General features: G+C 66.8%; 15 protein-coding genes. 8 read left to right on the top strand and 7 right to left on the bottom strand.

Annotation, left to right across the window (positions count from 1 at the left end; translation table 11 throughout):
* Positions 1-11: 11 nt before the first annotated feature.
* From J2S45_RS10110 to J2S45_RS10095, 4 genes are all read right to left on the bottom strand, one after another.
* Positions 12-2,141, bottom strand: a complete 2,130-nt coding sequence (locus J2S45_RS10110) for a prolyl oligopeptidase family serine peptidase (RefSeq protein ID WP_307635321.1) — start codon at positions 2,139-2,141, stop codon at positions 12-14.
* An 82-nt stretch (positions 2,142-2,223) separates the two neighbouring features.
* The gene (locus tag J2S45_RS10105; protein WP_307635320.1) at positions 2,224-3,255 is read right to left on the bottom strand and encodes a dimethyl sulfoxide reductase anchor subunit family protein; all 1,032 of its coding nucleotides are present in this window, start codon (positions 3,253-3,255) and stop codon (positions 2,224-2,226) included.
* The gene (locus J2S45_RS10100; protein ID WP_270976078.1) at positions 3,255-3,893 is read right to left on the bottom strand and encodes a DMSO/selenate family reductase complex B subunit; all 639 of its coding nucleotides are present in this window, start codon (positions 3,891-3,893) and stop codon (positions 3,255-3,257) included. The genes J2S45_RS10105 and J2S45_RS10100 overlap by 1 nt, the downstream gene beginning before the upstream one ends.
* 2 nt (positions 3,894-3,895) lie before the next feature.
* On the bottom strand, positions 3,896-6,547 hold the full coding sequence (locus J2S45_RS10095) for a DMSO/selenate family reductase complex A subunit (protein WP_307635319.1): 2,652 nt from the start codon (positions 6,545-6,547) through the stop codon (positions 3,896-3,898).
* Between the two features lie 381 nt (positions 6,548-6,928).
* On the opposite strand from J2S45_RS10095, the gene J2S45_RS10090 reads away from it, so the two are divergent.
* From J2S45_RS10090 to pyrE, 7 genes are all read left to right on the top strand, one after another.
* Positions 6,929-7,084: a hypothetical protein gene (locus J2S45_RS10090; protein WP_296932653.1), complete on the top strand. Its 156-nt coding sequence runs from the start codon at positions 6,929-6,931 to the stop codon at positions 7,082-7,084.
* Positions 7,085-7,211: 127 nt separating this feature from the next.
* A complete protein-coding gene (locus J2S45_RS10085; RefSeq protein WP_307635318.1) occupies positions 7,212-7,883 on the top strand; it encodes a TetR/AcrR family transcriptional regulator in 672 nt (223 codons plus the stop codon).
* A 274-nt stretch (positions 7,884-8,157) separates the two neighbouring features.
* On the top strand, positions 8,158-8,709 hold the full coding sequence (gene pyrR, locus J2S45_RS10080) for a bifunctional pyr operon transcriptional regulator/uracil phosphoribosyltransferase PyrR (RefSeq protein ID WP_307635317.1): 552 nt from the start codon (positions 8,158-8,160) through the stop codon (positions 8,707-8,709).
* The gene (locus J2S45_RS10075; RefSeq protein ID WP_307635316.1) at positions 8,706-9,683 is read left to right on the top strand and encodes an aspartate carbamoyltransferase catalytic subunit; all 978 of its coding nucleotides are present in this window, start codon (positions 8,706-8,708) and stop codon (positions 9,681-9,683) included. Before pyrR ends, J2S45_RS10075 begins: the two co-directional genes overlap by 4 nt.
* Positions 9,676-11,016 carry a dihydroorotase gene (locus J2S45_RS10070; protein WP_307635315.1) on the top strand — a complete coding sequence of 447 codons (1,341 nt, stop codon included), beginning with the start codon at positions 9,676-9,678 and terminating at the stop codon, positions 11,014-11,016. The genes J2S45_RS10075 and J2S45_RS10070 overlap by 8 nt, the downstream gene beginning before the upstream one ends.
* Complete coding sequence (gene pyrF, locus J2S45_RS10065; RefSeq protein ID WP_307635314.1) at positions 11,013-11,738, top strand: orotidine-5'-phosphate decarboxylase; 726 nt, start codon at positions 11,013-11,015, stop codon at positions 11,736-11,738. The genes J2S45_RS10070 and pyrF overlap by 4 nt, the downstream gene beginning before the upstream one ends.
* Positions 11,728-12,297: an orotate phosphoribosyltransferase gene (gene pyrE, locus J2S45_RS10060; RefSeq protein ID WP_307635313.1), complete on the top strand. Its 570-nt coding sequence runs from the start codon at positions 11,728-11,730 to the stop codon at positions 12,295-12,297. Before pyrF ends, pyrE begins: the two co-directional genes overlap by 11 nt.
* 269 nt (positions 12,298-12,566) lie before the next feature.
* Here pyrE and J2S45_RS10055 read toward each other — a convergent pair whose 3' ends face one another.
* From J2S45_RS10055 to J2S45_RS10045, 3 genes are all read right to left on the bottom strand, one after another.
* A complete protein-coding gene (locus J2S45_RS10055) occupies positions 12,567-12,731 on the bottom strand; it encodes a hypothetical protein (protein WP_307635312.1) in 165 nt (54 codons plus the stop codon).
* 40 nt (positions 12,732-12,771) lie between these two features.
* Positions 12,772-12,912 carry a hypothetical protein gene (locus J2S45_RS10050; protein WP_307635311.1) on the bottom strand — a complete coding sequence of 47 codons (141 nt, stop codon included), beginning with the start codon at positions 12,910-12,912 and terminating at the stop codon, positions 12,772-12,774.
* 100 nt (positions 12,913-13,012) lie between these two features.
* Positions 13,013-14,107, bottom strand: coding sequence for a quinone-dependent dihydroorotate dehydrogenase (locus J2S45_RS10045; RefSeq protein ID WP_307635310.1), 1,095 nt, complete (start codon positions 14,105-14,107; stop codon positions 13,013-13,015).
* A 355-nt stretch (positions 14,108-14,462) separates the two neighbouring features.
* Between J2S45_RS10045 and dnaK the strand changes: the two genes are divergently transcribed.
* Positions 14,463-16,337 (top strand): molecular chaperone DnaK, encoded by a 1,875-nt coding sequence (gene dnaK, locus J2S45_RS10040; protein ID WP_307635309.1) that lies wholly within the window; start codon positions 14,463-14,465, stop codon positions 16,335-16,337.
* Positions 16,338-16,376 lie beyond the last annotated feature (39 nt).

The following is a 16,376-nucleotide window of genomic DNA, read 5'->3' as shown; positions in this document are numbered from 1 at the left end:
GCTCCTCCGCTCTACTTGGCCAGCTTGTGGTCGAGGAAAGAGAAGATCAGGGCCGTCATGAGCGCGACCTGCTCGATGTCAGCCGCGCCGGCGTGGCCGCCCTCGGTGTTTTCGTACAGCCACGATTCGAGGCCCATGTCCGTCAGCAACGCGTGGAACTTGCGGGCGTGGCCGGGGTGGACGCGGTCGTCGCGCGTGGAGGTGGTGAGCAGGATCGGCGGGTGGGGGCCGTTGCCGACGTTGTGGTAGGCCGAGTAGCGCTCCATGTAGGACCAGTCCGCCGTGTCCGGATCGCCGTACTCGCCCACCCACGACGCCCCCGCGAGCAGGTGCGAATAGCGCTTCATGTCCAGCAGCGGCACGCGGCACACGATGGCCCCGAAGAGCTGCGGATACGTGGTGTACATGTTGCCCATGAGCAGCCCGCCGTTCGAGCCGCCGATCGCCGCAAGCTGCGCAACGGTGGTGATCCCGCGTGTCACCAGGTCCGCCGCCACCGCGGCGAAGTCCTCGTAGGCCTTGTTACGATGTTCCTTGAGGGCCGCCTGGTGCCACGCCGGCCCGAATTCGCCCCCGCCGCGGATATTGGCGACGACGTAAACGCCGCCCCGCTCCAACCACAACTTGCCATAGGCGCCGAGGTAGGCGGGCAGGCGCGCGACCTCGAACCCGCCATAGCCGTCAAGCAACGTGCGGGTGGGCTGATCGCCCGACAGCGCGCCCTCCGCCCCGATCACGAAGTAGGGGATCGCAGTGCCGTCCTTCGACTCGGCCCACAGCTGGCGGATCTGAAGCCCCGCGGCGTCGAAGCGCGCGGGCGCCGAGCGCAGCTTGCGCGCCGCCAGCTCGCCCGGCCCGACGTGTCCCATATATAGCGTGGTGGGGGTAAGGAAATCCGAGATCGTCATCCACACGTCGTCGGACTCCAACGCATCCACCGCCGCGATATCCACCGTGGCGAACTCGGCAGCCTCCGGGGTGACCTCGGCGATCTCCCAACGCTGCCCGCCTGCTGGATCGGCGCAAAAGAAAATGCGGGTCTTGACGTTATCCAACACTGTCATCACGAGCCCGGAGGCCGTGGCGGTCACCGCAAGGAAGGAGGTGGAGCCCGTGGGGGAGTAGAGCACCTGAACATCGGCCGCATCTGGGCCCGCGATCGCCGCCGCGGCCGGTACCGCCACCAGCGCACCCGCCGGGATTACACGCTCGCCGAGCGCCCAATCATGACGCAGGGTCAGGATCGCCCAGTCCCGCACCAGCCCAACCTCCGCCGAGCGCGGGAGGCGGACCTCCCTCAGCGCCGCCGGCAACTCCCCGCCGTCCTCCGCACCAGCCGTGCTACCGCCGCGACCTGCTACGACGGCGTCGCGGTCAACGACGTAGTTGATCGTCGTGCGAAAATCTGTGGCCCGGTAGGCCACCAGGCGCTCGTGGCCCGGAGTGTGGTCGAAGTACGCGCCAGAGAGCACGTCCGCCCGATCGCCCGCGATGATAACGGGAGCGCTGGCAAGATCCTCCCCGCGCCGCCACAGCCGGGCGCTGGCAGGGTAACCCGAGTCGGTGAGCGTGCCCGGCCCGAAGTCCGCGCCGATCACCACCGTATCGCGGTCCACCCAGCTCATCGAGCCCTTCGACTCCGACTTGACGAACCCGTCCGCGACGAAGCGCCGCCCTTCCACGTCGAACTCCCGCACGACATTCGCGTCCGACCCGCCCTTCGACAGCGTGACAAGCGCCAGGTCGTAGCTGGGGTAGAGGAGGGAGGCGCCGCGGAACACCCACGATTCGCCCTCCTGCTCGCCGAGCTTACCGACGTCAAGTAGCACCTCCCACTCGACGTCAGCCTGCGCCCTGGCCACGTACTGCGCGAACCGCGCGCGGCGCCACAGGCCACGCGGGTGGTCGCCATCCGTATAGAAGTTGTAAATCCACTCCCCGCGCTTGGTGCCGGTGTCCAGCTTATCCGTGGCCGACAGGATGGCCGCGACCTCATCGCGGTATTCGCTAAACATCCCGCCGCCGAACGCGGCAAGTGTGCGCTCGGACTGGTCACCCACCCACTCCAGCGAGGCGTCGATGTCCTCCAAGTGCAGGTAAGGATCCGAAAAATCTGTGGCCGTAGCCTGTGGCTTCTTCATGCTTCCATCCTACGGGCGCCCTCCGACACTTTTCGAGCGCGCGGTGCCCCCGGCTTTCGCCGGGGGCACCATTCGTTCAGCCTCAGCCAATTCCGATCAGCTGCTGGGAATCATAGTGGAGCGAACGCCCCATGAGCTCCGCGACCAGCAGCACCACGAACCCGGCAGTCACCCAAGCCGCGAGCGGGACGGGACGGGCCAGAGCGTCGTCGTCGGCCATCTTGTAAGCGACGAAACCGACCGCGACGGCGCCCACCCCCACCAGGATGAGCCTGACCCAGAAGAACGCGCCCGTGAACACGGCGGCGGAGACAGCCGCGGCCGGCTCGAGGTTCATCGCAAGGTTTTGCAGGTGAGCGATGTAGGAAATGAGAACGCCGACGGCGGCCAGCGCCGCCAGCGCGGCGCACAGCCGAATGATCGACACGGTCCAACGCCACTCGTCGGCGGTGGCCGGGGCGTTGATCTCGCGCTTGTTGGCGGTCAAACCGAGGGCATCCTTCCAGGTCTTGCCGGCGTTGGGGTCGGCGGAATTGCGCACCGGCACCTTAACGGGGGCGACCTTGGCGGGCCGCTGGCGCACGAGCGTCATGAGCACAAGCGACATCGTCACCCCGGCGCTCCCCAGCACGATCGCCGTCATGAAAAACTGGAACGGGACCACCCACGTGTTCCACGCGGGCACGGTCGGCAGGCTCGCGTAGATCATCGACATGGACACAATGAGCGCGATACCGAACAGCGCGGCCAGCGCCGCCACCGCCTGACGCACGCGGAACGCGGCGATCTTGAACCACTGCATCGCGGCGAACACGAAGCCCAGCCCCGCAAAGCCGACGCCGAACACGATCTCCCGGCTCAGCCACGACGATCCGACATGGCGAAAGACGTTGAGGGTGTGGGTGACGTCATTCATGTGGAACATGGAGGCGACGAGGCCGAAAACCAGCACCGGGCCGATGACGTAAAGGATCGGGGTGGTGAGCCGGTCAGCCGTACGGTTATCGGCGCGGGTAGCCAGCCACAGTTGGATCACACCGAGCATGAGGAACATCCCCACGCACAGCTGGGCCACCACGGTGAAGATAATCATGGGTAGTTCGTGGAGGTTCATCAGATCTCCTTGGGATTGAGGATCTCGCCGTTGGCGGAGTTCCACGGCTGGGCATCCTTATGCGGGTGGATGACCAGGCGCGGCTTGGTGATGGAAGGATCGGGGAGCGGGGCGACGGCGTCGTTCGTGCCGAACTGTGCGCGCAGCTCGTCGACGGGTCCCCACCCGAGCGCACGCGACGGGCAAGCCGCCACGCACGCCGGATCCTGCCCGGTGGTGCGGTAGTCGTAGCACAGGTCGCACTTGGACATGTGCCCCTCTTCCGCGTTGAACTGGGGAGCGCCGTACGCGCAGGCCCACTCGCAGTAGCGGCAACCCACGCACTTAGAAGAATCGACGTAGACGGTGCCGTCCTCGCGCCTGCTCATCGCGGTGGTGGGGCACACCTGCATGCAGATCGCGTCCTCGCAATGGTTGCACGCGATCGAGGTGTAGTAGGTGAACACGTTCTGCGTCAGGGTGTTGCCCTGCGCCGTCCACGTTCCACCCGCGTACTCCACCACCCGGCGCCAGTTCACGCCGATCGGCAGATCGTGCTTGTCCTTGCAGGCGATCTGGCAGGCCTTACAGCCCGTGCACAGCTCCTGATCAAAGAAGAATCCGTAGTTGGCTCCCGCCTGGGTGAGGTTTTCGCTCATGACTAGTCCTCCTTGCTAACGCCCGCGGCATCCGCGCTATAGGGCTTGTAGTAGGCCGCCTCGATCTTCTCCAACGCGCCCTTCTCCGCCTTGGCGACCTGCGCCAGCACGGTGTGGCTGGGCAGCCCCTTCGCGATCGGGGTGGGGTGAAGGGAGGTGAGGGTGTTGACCGACCCGCCGACGTCGACCGGCCGCTCCCCGTTCGCACCCTTGGGCAGCGAGAAGTCAGCCGAGGGCAACGGCTTGTACCACGCGCCCTGCGGGATCGACACCGTGCCGGGGATAATCCTCGGCGTCACGCGAGCACGGAGCTGAACCGTGCCGCGGTCGTTAAAGACGTAGACGGCGTCGTCGTTGGCGATCCCGCGCGCCTCGGCGTCGGCGGGGTTGAGCCACGCGGTCTGGGTGTGTGCCTCCTTGAGGAGGTTGAGGTTGCCGTAACTGGAATGCGTGCGGCCCTTGAAGTGGTGACCGATCACCTGCAACGGGTAGTCGGCGTTCTCGCGCGCCTCGAGCGCATCCTCCCAGGTGGCGACGAACTCGGGAAGCGGGGTGATGACGTCGCCGGTCAGGGCTGGGCGGAAGACGCCGAACTCCCACGCCTTGGCGAGATTGGCCAATCGCTGCGAGTAGATCTCGATCTTGCCCGACGGCGTCGGCACCGGGTTGGCCTGCGGATCCTCGCGGAAGTCCGCCATGGTGACGACGGGGCCGTCGTTGCGCCGATAGATTCCCATCTCCTTCCACTCGTCCCACGTGGGCAGATTCGGATCGGCCTGGCGGGATTCGTCGATGGCCTGGCGCAACCACTCCTCGCGGCTCTTGCCGCCCGTGAACTCCTGCTCGAGGCCAAGCTTGGCGGCGAGCGCGGTGCAGATGTCGAAGATCGACTTCGTCTCGTACATCGGCTCGATCGCCTGCTGGGAGACGATTCCGTAGGCCATGGGTCCGCCGTTGGCGCCGGCGTGGTAGTCGAACTCCTCCGAGGTCGACGTGCCGGGAAGCACGTAGTCCGAGTAGCGGGCCGAGACGGTGTACATGATGTCAGTGGTGACGATCAGCTCGCACTTCGAGTCGTCCTCGAGGATGCGCACCGATTCGTTGTTGTCTCCCGTCTGGTTGACGAGGGAGTTGCTCGCGTACTGGAAGACCGCCTTGATCGGCACCTCGAGCGAGGTGTTCTCCGGTTGCATGTTCTCATCGACCGGGATCTTCAGATCGCGCACCCCCGGCGCTGGCTTGACGCCCACGCCCGCGTTGAACGTGTTCATCTGCGGGCCGTGGTCGATCGCGTCGAGCCAGGAGAAGCAGGAGATGATCTTGTTGGAGGGGTTGACGAACTCTGAGTAGAACGACGAGCCGACCGCGAGGCCCCGCGCGCCCTCACGCGCCCCCGTGCCGCCGCCCGGGATGCCGGGGTTGCCGGTCACGCAGGCGAGGAGGAAGATTGCGCGCGCGGCGTTCTCGCCGTTTGCGTGGCGCTGCGGGCCCCAACCCTGGGTGATGGCGCACGGCTTGGCGTTTGCGATCTCGCGGGCAAGACGCCGGATGTCGGGCGCCGGAACGCCGCAGATATCCGCGGCCCACTCGGGGGTCTTCGCGACGCCGTCGGCGCCCTTGCCCTCAAGGTAGGCGCGGTAGGAGGCATTCTTCGGGGTTCCCTCGGGCATGTGGTCCTCGTCGAAGCCGAGGCAATACTTGTCGAGGAAGGCCTGGTCATGCAGATTTTCCTCAACCATCACGTAGATCATGCCGGCGATCAGCGCGGCGTCGGTGCCGGGTCGGATGGGCACCCACTCGTCCCCGAGTGCCACGGAGGTCTCCGAGAAGCGCGGGTCGATGACGATCGTGCGCACGCCGTGCTCGCGCTTGATGTTTTGGGTGACGAACGTGTGCCCGCCGCCCGACATGCGGGTCTCGATCGGGTTGTTGCCGAACATGACCTGCAGCTTGGAGTTGGCCACATCGTCGAAGGAATTGGAGTCGACCCACGTGCCGTAGAAATACGGGTAAGCCTGCGTGATTGCGGTGGTCGAGTAGTCCGAGTAGTGGTCGAGATAGCCGCCAAACGCGTTAAGCAGGCGGGCCATCGGCGTGTTGTTCGGCGGCCAGGAGCAGGACATGACGGCGCCGAGAGTGCCGGTGCCGTACTGGATGTAGAAGGCCTCGTTGCCGTAGCGGGCCTTGATGTCCTTCATTTTCTCCGCGATCTCGGTGAGAGCCTGATCCCAGGAGATTTCCTCCCACTGTTCCTCGCCGCGCTTGGTGCCCTCCTTGCGCTTCATCGGCCTCTTGAGGCGGTCGGGGTTGTAGATGCGCTGGCGGATAGAGCGCCCGCGCACGCACGCGCGCACCTGCTGGTTGCCGAGCTCGTTGCTTCCGGTGTTGTCCGGCAGGACGCGGACCACGGTGCCGTCTTTGACCTGCAGGCGCAGCGGGCAGCGCGAGCCGCAGTTGACGGTGCATGCCGACCAGACGGTGCGGTCGGCGTCGGCGATGCCTTCGGTGGATGCGGTGGCGGGCTTGGGAGTGCCGAGGCTGGTGGTGGCCGCGAGGCCGGCCACTCCCGCGGCGACGCCGGACCACTTGAGGAACGTGCGGCGTGAGGGGCCGTGCGGCTGCGCGGCCGTGCCGGGTGAGAGAGTCTGAGTCATCGTCGCCCCTAATGAACATAGATAGCCGGAATCTCCGGCCGTTACTGCCAGTATTTGGCTTAAACGACGGGTGTTCGTTAGACGAAGGTCCCGAGGCGGGTGAAAAAGCGACGCGCCTTGTCAAAGGCGCCTTCGCGTTACGTGAGAGTTAAGTTTCGTAATGCCAAGCGGTACGTCCCCGGTCGTGTGGGGGTGGCTGACGAAGGCTGACACAAATCATGAATCTGAGGCCCACCAGGCCCATATAGCGACCGGTAGCCGGTATGTTCAAGTGAAGTGTCGGGGCGCGCCGCCCGCGCCCCCCACCGCACCTCACTACACTCTCAAGTGGGAAGAGCCTAGGCAATCCCGGGGTGAAGGCCCGGGAAGAAAGGAAGAACCATGTGCCAGCGCGTTACCTGCCCCAAGTGCGGCAAGCCCACCTGGGCCGGCTGTGGCAACCACATTGAACAGGCACTCGCCGGCGTTCCCGAATCGGAACGCTGCCAGGGCCACGCGAAGGAGGGCGGCTCCCTCCTGTCGAAGCTGTTCGGCTGATAGGTACGCGCCGTCCTCCCGATCACGCGGGGGCGCGCCGCCCGCGAGTGTCGCAACAGCGTCACGGGCGGCGTGGAACGGCCGGGCGGGTGAGGCGACGTCGGTATAATCCCCACAGGGAGGCGCGATGGAGATGAACAACGACCCGCGCTACGTGCGCGTGCGCGGGCAACTGCGCGAGGCCGCGCGTCGGCTTGTGCCTGCCAAGCCAGCCGACGCGATCACGGTCGCCGAGCTGACCCGCGAGGCCGGGGTCTCGCGCACCACCTTCTACCAGCACGGGGACTGCCCCGCGCAGTTCATCGCCGACATGGTGGTCGACGTCCTGCAGCCCTACCTCGACGATCTTATCGACGCGGTGGCCAGCCCCAACGAGAACTACCTCCTGCGTTGGCGGGAAACCTACGTTCGCATGCTCACCGAGCTGCGCGAGCACCGCGGATTCCTCAGCGCGCTGTTCACGCCGACTCAGCCGGTGGTGGTCGGCCACATCACCCGCCGTCTCACCCTCACCTTCGACTCCTACGTGGACGAGTTCAAGTCGCACCTCAAGGAGGAAACCGTCTCGGACCTGTGGACAGCCATGGCCACCACCCAGCAGGTCTACAACCTCATCGCGGTGCTCGTGGCGTGGCTGGGCACGGACATGAAGGAGAGCCCCGACGTGGTGGTCAACACCTACCTCTCCCTCGCCCCGCCCTGGCAGCTCGCGCGCTTCCAGGCCGACGGCACCGTCTCGCTACGCCGCCTGCGCGCCATCTCTGACATCGTGGCGGGCGCTCGCGAGCGCAGGCTGTAGCCTCCGCCCGCGCCGCCAACGCCGTCCGGCCCGCGCCGACAGGCGCGCTCCAGATGTCGGCTGCGTCACGGGGCGCGGACTCGACACGGGGTGGGCTGCCGACTAGGCTGTGGGTGGTCTTTAAGGCGGTCAGAGAACCGGCAAGACGCCTCGCTTCTGCCCTGCCTTCTGGCGGGGCTTTTTTACTGCCAGGAGCACGGCACGGGCTGACGCGGCATCGCCCGCGAAGCGCGGCACGGCGCGTCTCTTTCCGCTACCCAGGGAAGGAGAATCCATGACGACCATGCTCGACGCTCCGGCGATCGGCCGTTCACTGACCCGCATCGCCCACGAAATCCTCGAATCTACCCGCGGTACCGACGACCTCGTGCTGGTCGGCATCATCAACCGCGGCGACACCCTCGCCCGCCATCTCGCCGCCATGATCAAGACGATCGAGGGCGTGTCGGTCCCGGTCATCCACCTCGACATCACCGCTTTTCGCGACGACGCGCGCCCGGCCACCGACGACGCGAGCGGAGAAGCCGGCGCACACCGCGGGGGCGACGTCGTGATCCCGGACCTGACGGGGAAGAAAGCCGTGCTCGTGGACGACGTGCTCTACACCGGCCGCACCGCACGCGCGGCGATGGACGCCCTGCTCTCCAGCGGGCGCCCCTCGCGGATCTGGCTGGCCGTGCTCGTGGACCGCGGTCACCGCGAGCTTCCCATCCGCGCAGACTTCGTGGGCAAGAACGTGCCCACGCACGCGGCCGACAAGGTCGTGGTCAACATCGAACCCACTGACAACAAGACCTCGGTTGAGGTTGTGGAGGTTTCCCGATGAGTATCCTATCCACCCGCCACCTCATGACGATGGACGACCTGTCCATCGACGACATTGAAACGATCCTCGATCGCGCCGACCTTCACGCCGCCGCGAACGCCGCCGGCCCGGACGCCAAGAAGCACGGCAGCCTGCGTGGGCAGACGGTGGTCAACCTCTTCCTCGAACCCTCCACCCGCACCCGCACCTCCTTCGAGATCGCGGGCAAGCGCCTGGGCGCGGATGTCATCAACATCTCCGGATCGGCCTCCTCGATCGCCAAGGGCGAGTCGCTCGTCGACACCGCCCAGACCCTCGACGCGATGGATACCGACATGGTGATCATCCGGGCACGCGCCGCCGGCAGCCCGCAGATCGTGCGGCGCAACATCCGCGGATCCGTCATCAACGCCGGCGACGGCAAGCACGAGCACCCCACCCAGGCCCTGCTCGACCTGCACACCATGCGCGCCAACTTCGGCCGCATCGCCGGCCTGCGCGTGGCGATCGTCGGCGACGTCGCGCACTCGCGCGTGGTCGGGTCGCTCGGCCCGGTGCTGAGCCGGCTCGGGGCGAGCGTGGTGGTGGCCGGGCTGCCCGCCTTCCTGCCCACCCGACCCGACGTGCTCGGCGTGGAGGTCGCCTCCAGCGTGGAGGAGGCCATCGACGGCGCCGACGTCGTCTATCTCCTGCGCATCCAGCTCGAGCGGCTCGGTAATCTTCACCTACTGCCCTCGCTGCGCGAGTACGCCCGCTTCTGGGGCATGAACTCGCGGCGGCTGGCGGCCCTCGCCCCGCACACCGTCATCATGCACCCCGGCCCGATGAACCGAGGGGTGGAGATCACGCAGGAAGTCGCCGACTCCATCCCCGCCCGCGTGCTCAACCAGGTCAACTCGGGCGTGGCCGTGCGGATGGCCGTCATGGAACTTCTCCTCGCCAACTGCGCCGAGGATCTGACCCCTATTGCCGACAAGGAGCTGGTCAATGCTTAAGATCTTGGAAGGCGCGCGGATCGTCGACCCCCAGGTGGGTCTGGACGCCGTCGCCGACATCTATGTCCGCGACGCCCGAATCGTCGCGGTGCTTCCCGTGGACGGCGCGGCCCGCGCTTCTGGCGCGGCCGGGAACGACGGCGTCGTGGGCGACTGGTCCGACGCCGAACGGGTGGACCTGCACGGGAAAGTGGTGCTACCGGGCCTGTTCGACATGCACGTTCACTTCCGCGAGCCCGGACAGGAGCACAAGGAGGACATCCTCACCGGTTCGCGTGCCGCGGCGCGCGGCGGGTTCACCGGGGTGGCGACGATGGCCAACACGAACCCGGTGATCGACAACGCCAAGCTCATCGAGCGGCAGATCGAGCGCGGCGCGGAGGTCGGGCTCGTCGACATTTACCCGATCGGCGCCGTGACCAAGGGGCTGGCGGGCGAAGAGCTCGCCGAGATGGGGCAGATGGCCGAGGCCGGTGCGGTCGCCTTCTCCGACGACGGGCACGGTATCCAGAACGGCGGCCTGATGCGGCTCGCGCTCGACTACGCCAAGGTGTGGGACCGGCCTATCATCACCCACTCGCAGGACGACGCGCTGGTAGGCTCCGGCGTCGTCAACGAGGGGGCGGTCTCAACGCGACTGGGACTTGCCGGGTGGCCCGCCCAAGGCGAAGTGGTGCAGATCCTGCGCGACGTGGAGCTGGTCAAGCTCACCGGCGGGCGCATGCACGTGGCCCACATCTCGACGGCGGCCGGCGTGGCGGCCGTGCGGGAGGCGAAAGGCGCGGGGCTCGACGTGACCGCCGAGGCGACGCCGCACCACCTGTTCCTCACGGAGGACGACATCACCACCGAATACGAGACCTACCTCAAGGTCAACCCGCCGCTTCGCGCCCACGGCGACGCAGAGGCGCTCGCCGACGCGGTAGTGGACGGGACGATCGACGTCATCTCCACCGATCATGCCCCGCACGCCGCACACGAAAAAGACTTCGAATTCGAGAACGCGCCGTTCGGGATGATCGGCCTGGAAACCTCGCTGCCGGCGGTGTTCACCGGGCTGGTCGAGCCGGGACGCATCGGGTGGGACCGCGTGGTCGAGCTGATGGCGGCCCGCCCGCGTCAGATCTTGCGCCTCGCGCCCCAAAAAGTCGAAGCCGGGGCAGAGGCTAACCTGTGCGTCTTCGACCCCGCCGGCACCACGCCCGTGGACCGCGAACACCTCGCCTCCAAGTCCGCCAACTCAGGGTTCTGGGGCCGCGTGCTTCACGGCAACGTGTGGGGGACCCTGCTTCGCGGCGAGTTCACCTACCGCGAGGGGGAGGTAGCGAAGTGAGCGAAACCAACGGCCGCGCGGCTGGCGCCGAGCGCATCATCGTCGCGCTGGACCTACCCGAGCGCGAGGCGCTGGCGCTCGCGGACGCGCTCCCGCGCGGGACGTGGCTGAAGGTGGGCATGACCGCGTTCTACGCGGCCGGGCCGCGCATCGTCGCGGAGCTAAAGGCGCGCGGCTTTCGCGTCTTCCTCGATCTGAAACTACACGACATCCCCCACCAGGTCCGCGAGGCAAGCGCCGTGCTCGGCGAGCTTGGCGCGGATCTGCTCACCGTGCATGGCTCGGGCGGGGCGGACATGGTCGCCGCAGCCCGCGAGGGCCTCGACCGGGCTGGGGCGGCCACGAAGATCCTGGCCGTCACCGTTCTGACCTCGATGGACGCCGCAGCTCTGGCGCAGATCGGTGTGGGGCGGCCCCTGCCAGACCAGGTGCGCGAGCTCGCGCGCGGGTCGTATGCGGCGGGTGCGGACGGCGTCGTGTGCTCTCCCCTCGAGGCCCGCGACCTGCGGGCGGCCCTCGGGCCGGAGGCACTCATCGTGACCCCTGGCGTGCGGCCAGCCGGCGCCAATGCCGGCGACCAAACGCGCGTAGCCACGCCAGGCGCGGCAATCAAGAACGGGGCGAGCCACGTCGTCGTCGGCAGACCCATCACGCAAGCCGCGGACCCGGCGGCGGCATTCGAGGCGATCGCCGCGGACATAAGGAGGAGCGATGCTAACTGACGAGCAGATTCTGGACCAGCTACGCGAGACGGACGCGATCCGCCGCGGCCATTTCGTGTTGACAAGCGGGCGTCACTCCGACACCTACATTCAGTGCGCGCGGGTGCTGGAGTCGCCGGACGTGACGGTGGCACTGGCCCAGGAGGCGGTGCGGCGGGCAGAGATGAAGGTCGACGTGGTGGCCTCGCCCGCGGTGGGCGGCATGCTGTTCGGTTTCGCCGTGGCGTTGGCCCTGCACAAGCCCTTCGTGTTCAGCGAGCGGGTTGACGGGGTCATGCGCCTGCGGCGCTCCTTCGAGATCCCGCGCGGGGCGCGCGTGCTCGTGGTGGAGGACGTGGTCACCACCGGTGGGTCCGTGGCCGAGGTAGTGGTGCTCGTCGAGGCGGCGGGCGCCGAGGTGGTCGGCGTGGTCGCGCTCATCGACCGCAAGAGCGAACGGAAGTTCACCGCGCCCTTCTATCCCCTGCTCACTCTGCCCACGCAGTCGTGGGAACCGGCGGAATGTGGGCTGTGTGCGGCGGGCGAGGAGCTCGATTCGCCAGGCAGCCGCCGGCTGTAGCCGGCCGGTACCGGGTTGTACCTGCCGAGGGCGTCCCTTCGCGGGACGATTTGAGCCGTATCTTCGTATATACGAAGATACGGTCGAAAACGTCCCTTCGCGGGCGATCGAAGTATTCTGGACGATTCCGGTGAGGTCGGCCCGCGTCGTGCAGCACGCCGAACCTCCCACCTAACTTCCCACTCGACATACCACAGTGGGAAGTTGGGTGTTATGTTAGGTGGGAAGTTCGCTGCCCGCGTCGTGCGGCGCCACCCGCTCGCGCAGCACTAGGTGGCGGCGTCCAGCTCGCGAGCGTCCAGGTACAGGACGCGGGTGGAGATCGGGCTGGTGGTGAAATCGTCGGTGGTGAAACTGATGATCCCTTCGTCGCACGTCGGCGGTCTCAGCACATGCCCGGGATCCGACTGGAAGACCATCTCCACATTCTCCATGCCGGGAGCCCACCGCATGTGGCATCGGTGGATGCGCCGGTTAGCGGGTCAGGCGGGAGTTCCACCTGGCGGGGTCGGTGTCGAGATAGTCCCAGTCGGGGTTGTCGAGCGCGCAGATGTTGGCACTATGAATGTCCTCGGAAGGCCACAGGGCGTAATACGTCGGACTCGCGACCGGCATGTCATGGTTTTTGGCGTCGGCTAGAAAGCGATGTTGTGCATGGGGTGGGCATCGTGTTGGCTCCTCATCTTCAGAAGTTTTGGCGGTTCGTCAAAAGCCGCTAAAGCGCTGCGATCTCGCGGATCAGGGCCGGCCCGCGATAGATGAAGCCGGTATAGAGCTGGATGGCCTTGGCGCCGGCGTCGAGGGCGGCCGCCGCGTCCGCGGCCGTCATGATCCCACCCGAGCCCACCACGTCGACGTGCGAGTGCGCGGCGACGTAGCGGATGACTTGGAGGGAACGCAAAGTGAGCGGCGCGCCGGAGAGCCCGCCGGTCTCGGCTGCCGCGGCAGAGCGCAGGGAGGCCGGCCGGGCGTTGGTGGTGTTGGTGGCGATGATCGCGTCGACCCCCATCTCCTCCGCGACGCCGAGAATCGCGTCGATGTCGAGCCACCCCATGTCGGGGGCGATCTTGAGCCACAGGGGCAGGGGCGATTCTCCGGCGCGCACCTCGTTGAGCGCCTGGAGGAGGTCGCGCAGGGCGGCCGGGTCCTGAAGGTCGCGTAACCCTGGGGTGTTGGGGCTGGAGACGTTGATGGCCGCGTAGTCGGCGACGTCGGAAACCTCGCGTAGGCAGTCGACGTAGTCGGCGATGAAGTCTTCGTTCGGGGTGGTCTTGTTCTTCCCGATGCTCATGCCGATGCGCGCCCCGAGTGCATTATTCCCACGCGCCACGCCCCACGCGCGTAAGAGCCCGGCGCCGGCCGCGGCGCCGGGGTTGTTAAAGCCCATCCGGTTGATGATCGCCTGGTCTTGCGGCATGCGGAACATGCGCGGCGCCGGGTTGCCGGGCTGTGGGCGAGGGGTGAAGGTTCCGAGCTCTGCGCCCGCGAATCCGAGCGCCGACCACATCCGGGCCGCCTCGCCCGTCTTGTCCAGTCCGGCAGCGAGGATCACGGGGTGGCGGAAGTCGACTCCGCCCGCCCGCACCGGGTTGTCCGGCACGCGTAGCACCGGCAAGTTGGAGGAGATCTGAGCGCCGAAGTTGCCGAGCAGAGGGCTGCAGGAGGCGAGCGCCCGGATCGTGAGGTTGTGGATCTCCTCGGGGTCTTTGCGGAACAGAAGCGGGCGCGCGATTCGCTGGTAGCCGAACGCCTCCGACGCCGTCACGGCCGCGCTGGCCACCTTCGCTGCATTGTCGAGTGAGAAGAACATGTGTGCACCTTTCGGTGTGGTCCGGCCTGTGCCACCAGTCTACCGGCAAGGCTCGTCCGCTCGGCCCGTTCTTAGTCTCCGGTGGGGTGGGGCGGTGCCGGAACGCCACGCCCCACGACGCGCGGCCGGGGTCTCGCAGGGGCCAGCTTTGCGGGCGCCACACCGCGCCCGCGTCGTCGTTGCCGAAGCATCGCGGGCAGCCAGCCCGGGCCCACTCCCAAAAGTTGAGTCTAAGGCGCTCAAGAATTAGTCACACCTCTTGACGAAACTTTCTCGAGTGCCGTATCCTGTACTTGGAACAAATCGTAGAGGGCGAGGGTCCACGCGGGCTCGAACCCAGTAGAAGGAGTCAAAAATGGCACGTGCAGTTGGTATTGATCTTGGTACCACCAATTCCGTGGTTGCGGTCCTCGAGGGCGGCGAGCCCACGGTCATCGCAAACGCGGAGGGGATGCGCACCACGCCGTCGGTGGTCGGTTTCTCGAAGACGGGCGAGGTGCTGGTTGGTGAGATCGCAAAGCGTCAGGCGGTGGCGAACCCGGATCGGACGGTCCTGTCGGTCAAGCGCCACATGGGCGATTCGTCCTGGAAGGTCAACATTGACGACAAGGCTTACACCCCTCAGCAGATCTCGGCCTACATCCTGCAGAAGCTGAAGAAGGACGCCGAGACCTACCTGGGTGAGCCCGTCACGGACGCCGTCATCACGGTCCCGGCCTACTTCAACGACGCGCAGCGTCAGGCAACGAAGGATGCGGGTCAGATCGCGGGCCTCAACGTCCAGCGCATCGTCAACGAGCCGACGGCGGCGGCGCTCGCCTATGGCCTGGAGAAGGGTAAGGAAGATGAGATGATCCTCGTCTTCGACCTGGGCGGTGGAACGTTCGACGTCTCGCTGCTGGAGGTCGGCAAGGACGACGACGATTTCTCGATCATCCAGGTTCGCGCAACTTCGGGAGACAACAAGCTCGGTGGTGACGACTGGGATCAGCGCATCGTTGACTGGCTGGTTTCGCAGACGAAGAACGCCTACGGCGTCGACCTGTCGAAGGACAAGGTGGCCGTGCAGCGCCTGAAGGAGGCGGCTGAGCAGGCGAAGAAGGAGCTATCGTCCGCGACGTCCACGAACATCTCGCTACAGTACCTGTCGATGTCGGAAAACGGCCCGATCCACCTGGATGAGACCCTCACCCGTGCCAAGTTCGAGGACATGACGCGCGACCTGCTCGAGCGCACGAAGGCCCCGTTCAAGAAGGTTATCGAGGATGCGGGCATCAAGCTCTCCGAGATCGATCACGTGGTGATGGTCGGCGGCTCTACCCGTATGCCGGCGGTGACCGAGGTGGTCAAGGAGCTGACGGGCGGGCGTGAGCCGAACAAGGGCGTCAACCCGGACGAGGTCGTGGCTGTGGGCGCGGCCCTGCAGGCTGGCGTCATCACGGGTGACCGCACGGACGTGCTGCTCATCGACGTCACCCCGCTGTCGCTAGGAATTGAAACCAAGGGCGGCGTGATGACCAAGCTCATCGAGCGCAACACGGCTATCCCCACCAAGCGCTCGGAGGTCTTCTCCACGGCTGAGGACAACCAGCCCTCGGTTCTCATCCAGGTCTACCAGGGCGAGCGCACCTTCGCGCGTGACAACAAGCTGCTCGGCACGTTCGAGCTGTCCGGTATTGCGCCGGCCCCGCGCGGTATCCCGCAGATCGAGGTCACCTTCGATATCGACGCCAACGGCATTGTCCACGTCTCCGCGAAGGATCGCGGCACCGGCAAGGAGCAGTCGGTCACGATCACGGGCGGCTCGGCGCTGTCGAAGGAGGACATCGAGCGCATGGTGAAGGAGGCCGAGGAGAACGCGGCCGAGGACGCCAAGCGCAAGGAGGAGGCCGAGGTCCGCAACTCTGCGGAGCAGCAGGCCTACTCGATCGAGAAGCTCTTGGACGAGAACAAGGATAAGCTCGACGATTCCGTCACCAGCGAGGTCCGCGCCGCCGCCGAGGCGGTCAAGGAGGCGCTCAAGGGTGACGACGTCGAGGCGATCAAGTCCGCCCAGGAGGAGCTGAACACGAAGGCCCAGAAGATCGGTGAGGCGCTCTACGCCCAGGCCCAGCAGGCGGGTGCCGCCCCCGGCGCTGAGGGCTGGACGGACGCCGCGAACGCCGCTCGCGATGCCCAGGATGACGTTGTCGACGCCGAGATCGTTGACGACGAGGATTCGAAGAAGTAACGCGGGTTCAAGGGGGCGGCGGGCTCGCCGCCCCCTTGT

It is taken from the genome of Trueperella abortisuis (assembly GCF_030811095.1).
GTDB lineage: Bacteria > Actinomycetota > Actinomycetes > Actinomycetales > Actinomycetaceae > Trueperella > Trueperella abortisuis.
Note: the sequence above shows the minus strand (reverse complement) of the source record. Positions and strands in the feature narration are given on the sequence as shown.

Bases quoted from the DNA above. Each gene is read 5' to 3' on its own strand.
- J2S45_RS10110 (WP_307635321.1), bottom strand. From the start codon at position 2,141: ATGAAGAAGCCACAGGCTACGGCCACAGATTTTTCGGATCCTTACCTG.
- J2S45_RS10105 (WP_307635320.1), bottom strand. From the start codon at position 3,255: ATGAACCTCCACGAACTACCCATGATTATCTTCACCGTGGTGGCCCAG.
- J2S45_RS10100 (WP_270976078.1), bottom strand. From the start codon at position 3,893: ATGAGCGAAAACCTCACCCAGGCGGGAGCCAACTACGGATTCTTCTTT.
- J2S45_RS10095 (WP_307635319.1), bottom strand. From the start codon at position 6,547: ATGACTCAGACTCTCTCACCCGGCACGGCCGCGCAGCCGCACGGCCCC.
- J2S45_RS10090 (WP_296932653.1), top strand. From the start codon at position 6,929: ATGTGCCAGCGCGTTACCTGCCCCAAGTGCGGCAAGCCCACCTGGGCC.
- J2S45_RS10085 (WP_307635318.1), top strand. From the start codon at position 7,212: ATGGAGATGAACAACGACCCGCGCTACGTGCGCGTGCGCGGGCAACTG.
- pyrR (WP_307635317.1), top strand. From the start codon at position 8,158: ATGACGACCATGCTCGACGCTCCGGCGATCGGCCGTTCACTGACCCGC.
- J2S45_RS10075 (WP_307635316.1), top strand. From the start codon at position 8,706: ATGAGTATCCTATCCACCCGCCACCTCATGACGATGGACGACCTGTCC.
- J2S45_RS10070 (WP_307635315.1), top strand. From the start codon at position 9,676: ATGCTTAAGATCTTGGAAGGCGCGCGGATCGTCGACCCCCAGGTGGGT.
- pyrE (WP_307635313.1), top strand. From the start codon at position 11,728: ATGCTAACTGACGAGCAGATTCTGGACCAGCTACGCGAGACGGACGCG.
- J2S45_RS10055 (WP_307635312.1), bottom strand. From the start codon at position 12,731: ATGGAGAATGTGGAGATGGTCTTCCAGTCGGATCCCGGGCATGTGCTG.
- J2S45_RS10050 (WP_307635311.1), bottom strand. From the start codon at position 12,912: ATGCCGGTCGCGAGTCCGACGTATTACGCCCTGTGGCCTTCCGAGGAC.
- J2S45_RS10045 (WP_307635310.1), bottom strand. From the start codon at position 14,107: ATGTTCTTCTCACTCGACAATGCAGCGAAGGTGGCCAGCGCGGCCGTG.
- dnaK (WP_307635309.1), top strand. From the start codon at position 14,463: ATGGCACGTGCAGTTGGTATTGATCTTGGTACCACCAATTCCGTGGTT.